Annotated in this window: 5 protein-coding genes; 3 read left to right on the forward strand and 2 right to left on the reverse strand. The window is 64.4% G+C overall.

The genetic code is table 11. The annotated features are described in order from the left end of the window. Positions 1–358: 358 nt before the first annotated feature. Together ACO1XS_RS04610 and ACO1XS_RS04615 are read right to left on the reverse strand one after the other, a co-directional pair. Entirely contained in the window at positions 359–1,825 is a 1,467-nt protein-coding gene (locus ACO1XS_RS04610) for an NAD-dependent succinate-semialdehyde dehydrogenase (protein WP_486390097.1), read from the reverse strand. A gap of 31 nt (positions 1,826–1,856) precedes the next feature. Further along, positions 1,857–3,146: a 4-aminobutyrate--2-oxoglutarate transaminase gene (locus tag ACO1XS_RS04615; RefSeq protein WP_331566381.1), complete on the reverse strand. Its 1,290-nt coding sequence runs from the start codon at positions 3,144–3,146 to the stop codon at positions 1,857–1,859. A 254-nt stretch (positions 3,147–3,400) separates the two neighbouring features. Here ACO1XS_RS04615 and ACO1XS_RS04620 point away from each other — a divergent pair, with 254 nt between their 5' ends. From ACO1XS_RS04620 to ACO1XS_RS04630, 3 genes are all read left to right on the forward strand, one after another. Next, positions 3,401–4,438 (forward strand): M14 family zinc carboxypeptidase, encoded by a 1,038-nt coding sequence (locus ACO1XS_RS04620; RefSeq protein ID WP_486390098.1) that lies wholly within the window; start codon positions 3,401–3,403, stop codon positions 4,436–4,438. After that, a complete protein-coding gene (locus ACO1XS_RS04625) occupies positions 4,435–5,205 on the forward strand; it encodes an alpha/beta fold hydrolase (protein WP_331566377.1) in 771 nt (256 codons plus the stop codon). Before ACO1XS_RS04620 ends, ACO1XS_RS04625 begins: the two co-directional genes overlap by 4 nt. A 168-nt stretch (positions 5,206–5,373) precedes the next feature. Beyond that, positions 5,374–8,979, forward strand: a 3,606-nt coding sequence (locus ACO1XS_RS04630) for an NAD-glutamate dehydrogenase (protein ID WP_486390099.1), incomplete at its 3' end; no start/stop codon positions are given.

The raw sequence follows: 8,979 nt of genomic DNA on the forward strand, positions 1-8,979 counted from the left end.
CTCGAAGCAGTTCGATCGACCCCTGATGCGCGGTTGTGCCGCGCGAAAGGGCCGTGGGATTTATCAAGGCTGTTGGCGTGCGCCAGCCAGCGCGGCGCCAAGCATACCAAACCAAAAATAATGGCCGCGCTAGTAGACACCGGATGGCCGGCCGATGCAACGTTTGGAAAGAGACTTGGAGTCCCCGCTCGAATGGCCTGACGACCCGCCGAATCGACAAAAATCAAATACGGCAAATAGTTAGCCAGCCGAGGCAATCGGCCGCCGCGGGAAAAGATTGGAAAGGTATGTGTCGCGCCGGCGCAAAAAAGTTTTCAGGAATCGAGCTATTTTTGCGCCGGCGGAAAGAGCGGCAAGGTCAAATACCGAGGCAGAGATACTTGATGACGGTGTACTCGTCGATGCCGTAATGCGAACCCTCTCGTCCGACGCCCGATTGCTTGACGCCGCCGAACGGTGCGACTTCGTTCGAAATGATGCCCGTATTGATGCCGACCATCCCGTATTCGAGCGCCTCGGCCACGCGCCAGACGCGTGCAATATCGCGGCTAAAGAAGTAAGCTGCGAGGCCGAATTCGGTATCGTTGGCCATTCGAATCACTTCGTCATCCGAATTGAATTTGAACAGCGGGGCCACGGGGCCGAACGTCTCCTCCTTGGCCAGCTGCATGGCAGCCGTCACACCCGTCAGCACCGTCGGTTCGAAGAACGTCTGCCCGAGCGCGTGGCGCTTGCCTCCGGTGGCAACACGTGCGCCTTTCGAAAGCGCATCCGCGATATGGGCTTCGACCTTGCGCACGGCCGCTTCGTTGATGAGCGGCCCCTGCATGACCCCGTCCTCGGTGCCGCGGCCCACTTTGAGCTGTTCGACCGCGGCGCGCAGCTTCTCGGCGAACGCATCGTAGACCCGCTCGTGTACGTAGAGGCGGTTGGCGCATACGCAGGTCTGGCCGCTGTTTCGATACTTCGAAGCGATCGCCCCGGCCACTGCGGCGTCGAGATCGGCATCGTCGAATACGATGAAGGGCGCGTTGCCGCCCAATTCGAGCGAGACTTTCTTGACCGTCGGCGCGCACTGCGCCATCAACAGCCGGCCCACGCCCGTCGAACCGGTGAACGACAGTTTGCGCACGAGGGCATTGCCCGTCATCTCGGCACCGATTTCCTTCGGCTCGCCCGTGACGATGCTGAAGACGCCCTTGGGCAGCCCGGCACGTTCGGCGAGCACGGCCAGCGCGAGCGCCGAAAGCGGCGTGGCCTCCGCGGGCTTGACGACGATCGGGCAGCCCGCCGCGAGTGCCGGTCCGACCTTGCGCGTGATCATCGCCGCCGGGAAATTCCAGGGCGTAATGGCGGCGCACACGCCGACGGGTTCCTTGACGACGACGATGCGCTTGTCGTTCGTGGGGCTCGGGATCGTATCGCCGTAGACGCGCTTCGCTTCCTCGCCGAACCATTCGAGGAACGACGCGGCGTACTGGATTTCGCCTTTGGCTTCGGCAAGCGGCTTGCCTTGCTCGGCCGTCATGATGCGCGCGAGGTCGTCGGCGTTGTCGAGCATCGACTGATACCACTTGCGCAGGATCGCGGCGCGCGCCTTGGCCGGCTGCGCGCGCCATGCGGGCCACGCGGCATTGGCGGCTTCGATCGCACGACGCGTTTCCGCGCTGCCCATCTTCGGCACCGTGGCAAGCACTTGGCCCGTCGCCGGATTGCGTACCTCGAACGTGCTGCCGTCATCGGCGCCTTGCCACTCGCCGGCAAGAAATGCGTGACCTTTCAGCAGCGAGGGGTCTTTCAGGTCGATCGATTCGAATGTGTCCATGTCAACTCCAATGAGCTGCGAAGTGCACCGGTTAGGCCAAGGCCCCGACGCTTTCGTTCAACGCCTCTTCGAGCAGGCCGAGCGCTTCGCTGAATACGGGCTCCTCGATGGTGAGAGGAAACAGGAAACGAATGACGTTGCCGTGCGTGCCGCAGACAAGCAACAAGAGGCCGCGTTCGAGCGCGCGTTGCTGAACGCGCTTGGCGAATGCCGCATCGGGCTCGCGCGTACCGGGTGCGAGAAATTCGGCGGCAATCATCGCGCCGGGACCGCGCACCTCGGCGAGCTGCGGCACCGCGGCCTTCAGCGTCTCGAGCCGATCCTTCAGGCGATTGCCGAGCGTGTTCGCGCGTTCGCAAAGATGCTCTTCGTCGATGATGTCGAGCACGGCGTGTGCGGCCGCCACGGCGAGCGGATTGCCGGCGTAGGTGCCGCCGAGTCCGCCCGGCGCCGCGGCGTCCATGACATCGGCGCGGCCCACGACGCCCGATAGCGGCATTCCGCCGGCCAGACTCTTGGCCATCGTCGTCAGATCGGCGGCAACGTCATAGTGCTCCATCGCAAAGAGCTTGCCCGTGCGCGCAAAACCCGTTTGCACTTCGTCGGCGATCAGCAGGATGCCGTGCGCGTCGCAGATACGGCGCAAGCCGCGCACGAAGTCCGCCGGCGCGGGATAGAAGCCGCCTTCGCCCTGCACGGGTTCGAAAACGATCGCCGCAACGCGTGCCGGGTCGATGTCCGATTTGAAGAGGCCTTCGAGCGAGCGCAGCGCATCGGCGGTGCTCACGCCGTGCAGCGGAGTGGGGAACGGGGCATGAAACACGTCGGAAGGAAACGGCCCGAAGCCGAGCTTGTAGGGCGCGACCTTGCCGGTGAGGGCCATGCCCATCAGCGTGCGCCCGTGAAACCCGCCCGCGAACGCGATGACACCGGGGCGCCCCGTGGCGGCGCGTGCGATTTTGACGGCGTTTTCGACGGCTTCCGCGCCCGTCGTGAAAAACGCGGTTTTCTTGGCGAACGCGCCCGGCGCCCGCTGGTTGATCTTTTCGGCGAGTTCGACATACGACGCATAGGGTACGATCTGATACGCCGTGTGCGTGAAGCAATCGAGTTGCTCGCGAATGGCGGCGACCAGGCGCGGGTGCCGATGTCCGGTGTTGACCACGGCGATGCCCGCGGCGAAATCGATGAAGCGGCGACCTTCGACGTCCCAGAGCTCGGCATTCTCGGCGCGGGCTGCGTAAAAGTCGCACATCACACCGACGCCGCGCGGCGTGGCGGCATCCTTGCGTGCCTTCAGTTCGTCATTTCGGTTCGTCATCGTGTTCTCCTGGTCCGATGCAGAGCGGTCGCTTCGCGGGTACGGCGACTATAGCTAGCTTTGGCTCTCATAATCAGAACCATTTTTGCGGAAACGATGGAGCCAATTGGCGCGATGACGCGGGGCGAGGGGAGGCCGATCGCTGCCGATACGGGCGCAGGCGCTCGCACACCAGCATTGGGCGGTTTCCTGCGTGCCATCCGACCTATATTGGACGTACCGCCTATTCATATTTCGATGCTCGGCCCCGAGCGATGACGAGAACCGTAACCTCCGTGCCCGAGACGAGCTTTGCCGAATACGAGGATCTGAAGTCGATCCTCGACGCCGGCAGCCGTCGCATGACGATCGAAATCGTCGGCGAAGTGCACGCTGAAGGCCGGCGGTTCGCCGTCCACGTCGCCACGCTGGGCTCGACGGATCCGCTCGCTCCAACGATCGGACTCTTCGCGGGCATTCACGGCCTCGAGCGAATCGGCACGCAGCTCGTGCTCGATTACATGCGCGTGCTGCTATGCCGGCTCGAGTGGGACGAGCTGCTTTATACGCAGCTCCAACGCATTCGGTTCGTCTTCATGCCGATCGTCAACCCGGGCGGCATGTGGGCGATGCGGCGCTCGAATCCGAACGGTGTGGATCTCATGCGCAATGCACCGCATAACGCCGAGGGGCGCGTGCCGTTTTTGGCCGGTGGCCAGCGCATCGGGCCCTGGCTGCCGTGGTACCGCGGTCGCGGCGGCGCGCCGATGGAGCTCGAGGCCGCGTTGATGCTGCGCGTCGTCGAAGAACAGCTGCTCTCGCGCCCACTCAGCTTCGCGCTCGATTGCCACTCCGGTTATGGCTTTCGCGACAGCCTCTGGTTCCCGTACGCCAAATCGACGCGGCACATCGAACATCTGCCGGAAATGTTTGCGTTGAAGGGGATGCTCGAAGGCGCTCATCCGCATCATCGCTATCTGTTCGAGCCGCAGAGCCTGCAATACCTGTCGCATGGCGATTTGTGGGACTACGCTTACGACCGCGCGCGGGCGCCGGCCATTTTCCTGCCGTTGACGCTCGAATTGGGATCGTGGCTGTGGATCAGGAAGAATCCGCTGCAGGTGCTCAAGCGCGAAGGGATCTTCAATCCCGTGAAGGCACACCGTACCGAGCGCGTACTGCGCCGGCACACCGATCTGCTCGATTTTCTCGCGCGCGCCGCTTATGCGGCCCCGGGCTGGCTGCCGCAGGGTGCCGAGCGGCAACAGACGATGACGCGCGCCATCGAACATTGGTACAGGCGGCGGCATTGAGCACGTGGATCCTGCTGCGCGGTCTCGCGCGCGAATCGCGTCATTGGGCTGAGTTTCCCTCGCAATTGCGGGCGGCTGGACTCGAGGGTGACATCGTCTGTGTCGATTTGCCCGGCTGCGGCGTGCATGCGCCCGTCAAGGTGCCGTCGAGTGTGCGCGCGATGACGGAGCGCGTCCGTGCCGACGTCGCCTCGCGTGGCCATGAGCCGCCTTTTCGAATCGTCGGCCTCTCGCTCGGTGCAATGGTGGCGGTTGCGTGGGCGCAGAACTGGTCCGCCGAGATCGAGCGGCTGGTATTGATCAATACGAGCATGCGGCCGTTCAGCGGGCCGTTGACGCGCCTGCGCGTGGGCGCCTGGCCGATGCTGGTGCGGGCCGCGATTGGCTGGCGAGGCCGCCGTGCGGCCGAAGCGGCGATTCACGCACTGACGTGCGAGCGGCGCGATCGCTACGATACGGACCTGGCGGTCTGGATTGCGATCTATCGCAGTGCGCCCGTGACCCCGGCCAACGCGCTACGGCAGCTCTGGGCCGCGGCGCGATTCGAAGCCGCGCCCGCGGCGCCGGCGTGCCCCACGCTCGTCCTTGCATCGAGGGCGGACCGGCTCGTCCATCCCGATTGCTCGCGTGCGCTTGCGCGTGCCTGGGGCGCGGCGTACCGCGAACATCCGTGGGCGGGGCATGACTTGCAGCATGACGATGCCGCATGGCTGGCCGAGGTGATCCGGGCGTGGGTCAATGAGGACGAGTTGCGAACGGTGCGTTAGTCCGTCCCGCAATAGGGACGGGGCCCTGTCGGCCATCCGTTACGCGCGGGAGGAAGGGATTCCGTTGCTCGGCACGCCTTTTCGTCGCCAAGCCGGCGCATAATCCGAATGGCCGTACGCATGCCCGGCAGCCCGATTGTCTGCAGCGCCCTGGTCGCGGAGGACTCCATGCAAGCGAAGAACGAAGATGCCGTCGCACACCTGCTGGCCGATGTCGTCGACTATGCAAGAGGACGATGGCCGGCAGAGGCCTTCGCCCCGATCGAATCGTTTTTGCGTTTCTATTACGAACTCGTCGATGTGCAGGACCTTCAAAGCCGCTCGCTTGCCGATCTTTACGGCGCGGCAATGGCGCATTGGCAGACGGCCAGGAAGTTCGTGTCCGGCTCTCATCTGCTTCGCATCTATAACCCCGTCGTGGACGAGCACGGCTGGCATTCCGACCACACCGTCATCGAGATCGTCAACGACGATATGCCGTTTCTCGTCGATTCGGTCACGATGGAGGTCAATCGCTGCGGATTGACGCTGCATTCGGCCATTCACCCGGTGTTTCGCGTCTGGCGCGACGCAGCAGGCGAAATCGAGCGCATCGAGCCCGGCGTGGCCGGTCAACGTGACGACGAGGCAGTGCACAAAGCGCGCCTCGAATCGTTCATTCACTTCGAAATCGATCGCTGCGGCGATGCCGCGCGCCTGGCGGAACTGCGCGCCAATATCTCGCGCGTGCTCGGCGATGTGCGCGCCGCCGTCGAAGACTGGCCGCGCATGATCGCCACGGCCCGCCAGACCATCAAGAGCATGGCGGCGCGCGAATCGAGTGCCGATACCACCGAAGCGCGCGCATTCCTCGAATGGATGGTGGCCGACCATTTCACGTTTCTCGGCCAGCGCGACTATGCGCTCGTGCCGCACGACGCTGGACTCGGGCTGCGCGCCGTGCCCGGCACGGGGGCCGGCATCCTGCGCGCGAGCGATGCAGCCGAGGTGACGCCGTTGCCGGCCTCGGCCACGGCCATCATCGGCGACGCGATGCCGATCTTCCTGACCAAAGCCAATTCGCGCGCCACGGTGCACCGGCCGGGCTACCTCGATTATGTGGGCGTGAAACTCGTAGGGGACGATGGGAAGGTGGTCGGCGAGCGGCGCTTTCTCGGTCTATACACGTCGACGGCTTATACCGACGCGAGTGCCGATATTCCGATCGTGCGGCGCAAATGCGCAAACATCATGCGCCGCGCCGGCTTTCTCGCTAAAGGCCACCTCCATAAATCGCTCGTGACCGTGCTCGAGCAATATCCGCGCGACGAGCTGTTTCAGGCCAACGAGGACGACCTCTACGACATCGCCCTCGGCATCCTGCGCCTTCAGGAGCACCAGCGCACGCGGCTGTTCGTGCGGCGCGATCGCTTCGAGCGCTTCGTCTCGTGCCTCGTCTTCGTGCCGCGCGAAAAGTACAACACCGATTTGCGGCGCCGCATGGCCAAGCTGCTCGCGGGCGCGTACAACGGCACGAGCGTCGAGTTCACGCCGCTGTTGTCGGAATCGCCGCTGGCACGCATTCATATCGTGGTGAGGGCGGGCACAGGCGCCTTGCCGCAAGTCGATACGGTGGAGCTCGAGACTCGTCTTGTCCAAGTGACGCGCCGCTGGCAGGACGACCTTGCCGATGCGCTGCTCGAGCGTTTCGGCGAAGAGGCCGGTAACCGCTTGCTGCAGCGCTATGGCGAATCGTTTCCGGCCGGCTATCGCGAGGACTACGCGGCGCGCACGGCAGTGCGCGATATCGAATTGATCGAAGCGGCGCGCGAGGGTCAGGCATTGGCCATGAACCTCTATCGTCCGATCGAGGCGTCCTCGCGTGCGTTTCGTTTCAAGGTCTATCGCATCGGGCAATCGATCGCGCTTTCACGCAGCCTGCCGATGCTCGAACACCTCGGCGTGCGAGTGGACGAAGAGCGTCCGTATCTGATCGAGCCTCAGGGTGCGACGGCGGCCTGGGTGCACGACTTCGGTCTCGAGCTGACCGACGATGTCGAGTTCGACATCGAGCGCGTCAAGGCGCTGTTCGAAAATGCGTTCGCCAACGTATGGGCGGGCGCGATCGAGAACGACGACTTCAACCGGCTCGTGTTGCGCGCGCAGCTCGATGCGCGCGAAGTATCGATTCTGCGCGCTTATGCGAAGTATTTGCGGCAGGTCGGCTCCACGTTCAGCGATGCCTATATCGAGCGTGCGGTGACGGGCAACCCGGCGCTTGCGCGTCAGCTCGTCGAGCTCTTTCTCGCGCGCTTCGATCCCGCGTTCGACGGCTCGCGCGAGCGCCGCACGGCACAGTTGCTCGATGCGATCGGCGCCGCACTCGATCAGGTGCCCAACCTCGACGAGGACAGGATTCTGAGGCAGTTTCTCGGCGTCATGACGGCGACGGTGCGCACGAACTACTTCCGGCGCGATAGCCATGGCGAGCCGTTGCCGTACGTCTCGTTCAAGCTCGATCCGTCGCGCGTGCCGGGGCTGCCCGAGCCGAAACCGATGTTCGAGATCTGGGTCTATTCGCCGCTTGTCGAAGGCGTGCATTTGCGAGGGGGGCGCGTGGCGCGCGGCGGTCTGTGCTGGTCCGATCGGCGCGAGGATTTCCGCACGGAAGTTTTGGGCCTCATGAAAGCCCAGATGGTGAAGAACACGGTGATCGTGCCGGTGGGCTCGAAAGGCGGGTTCGTCGTCAAGAATCCGCCGTCAGCCGCCGACCGCGAAGCGTTCGTGCGAGAAGGCGTGTCGTGCTACCGCACGTTCCTGCGCGGGCTGCTCGATGTGACGGACAACCGCACGCCCGGCGGGATCGTGCCGCCGCCCGAAGTCGTGCGCCACGATACGGACGATCCCTATCTCGTCGTCGCGGCGGACAAGGGCACCGCGACGTTTTCCGACTACGCGAATGCGATCGCGCGCGAGTACGGTTTCTGGCTCGACGATGCATTCGCCTCGGGCGGCTCGGTCGGATACGACCACAAGAAGATGGGCATCACGGCGCGTGGCGCGTGGGAATCGGTCAAGCGACATTTCCGTGAAATGGGCGTCGATACGCAGACGACCGATTTCACGGTCGTGGGTGTCGGCGACATGTCGGGCGACGTCTTCGGCAACGGGATGCTGCTTTCGCGTCATATCCGCCTCGTTGCGGCATTCGATCATCGGCACATCTTTCTCGATCCCGATCCGGACGCGGAGGCGAGCTTTGCCGAACGCGCGCGCCTCTTCGGGCTCGAGCGATCGAGCTGGGCGGACTACGATACGGCCCGCATCTCGGCGGGTGGGGGCGTCTACCCGCGCAGCGCGAAGACGATTCCGCTTTCGCCGGCCGTGCGTGCGGTACTTGGCACGGAGGCGCCCACGCTCGCGCCGAACGAGCTCATTCGGGCCATTTTGCTGGCGCCTGTCGACCTGCTGTACAACGGCGGGATCGGCACCTATGTGAAAGCGACGCGGGAAACGCATGCGCAAGTGGGGGACCGCGCCAGCGATGGAGTGCGCGTGAACGGTGCGGACTTGCGCGCGAAAGTGGTCGCCGAAGGCGGCAATCTGGGACTCACGCAGCTTGGGCGGATCGAGTACGCCCTCAAAGGCGGCCGAGTCAATACCGATGCGATCGACAACTCCGCGGGCGTCGACTGCTCGGACCATGAGGTCAATATCAAGATTTTGCTGGGACTCGTCGTGGCCGAAGGCGAGCTCACGGAGAAACAGCGCAACGCGCTGCTCGCGGAGATGACC

The sequence above is a fragment of the Trinickia sp. genome (assembly GCF_057351765.1).

What these genes read in the sequence shown, in the direction of transcription:
- ACO1XS_RS04610 (WP_486390097.1), bottom strand. Translation starts at nt 1,825, where the DNA reads ATGGACACATTCGAATCGATCGACCTGAAAGACCCCTCGCTGCTGAAA.
- ACO1XS_RS04615 (WP_331566381.1), bottom strand. Translation starts at nt 3,146, where the DNA reads ATGACGAACCGAAATGACGAACTGAAGGCACGCAAGGATGCCGCCACG.
- ACO1XS_RS04620 (WP_486390098.1), top strand. Translation starts at nt 3,401, where the DNA reads ATGACGAGAACCGTAACCTCCGTGCCCGAGACGAGCTTTGCCGAATAC.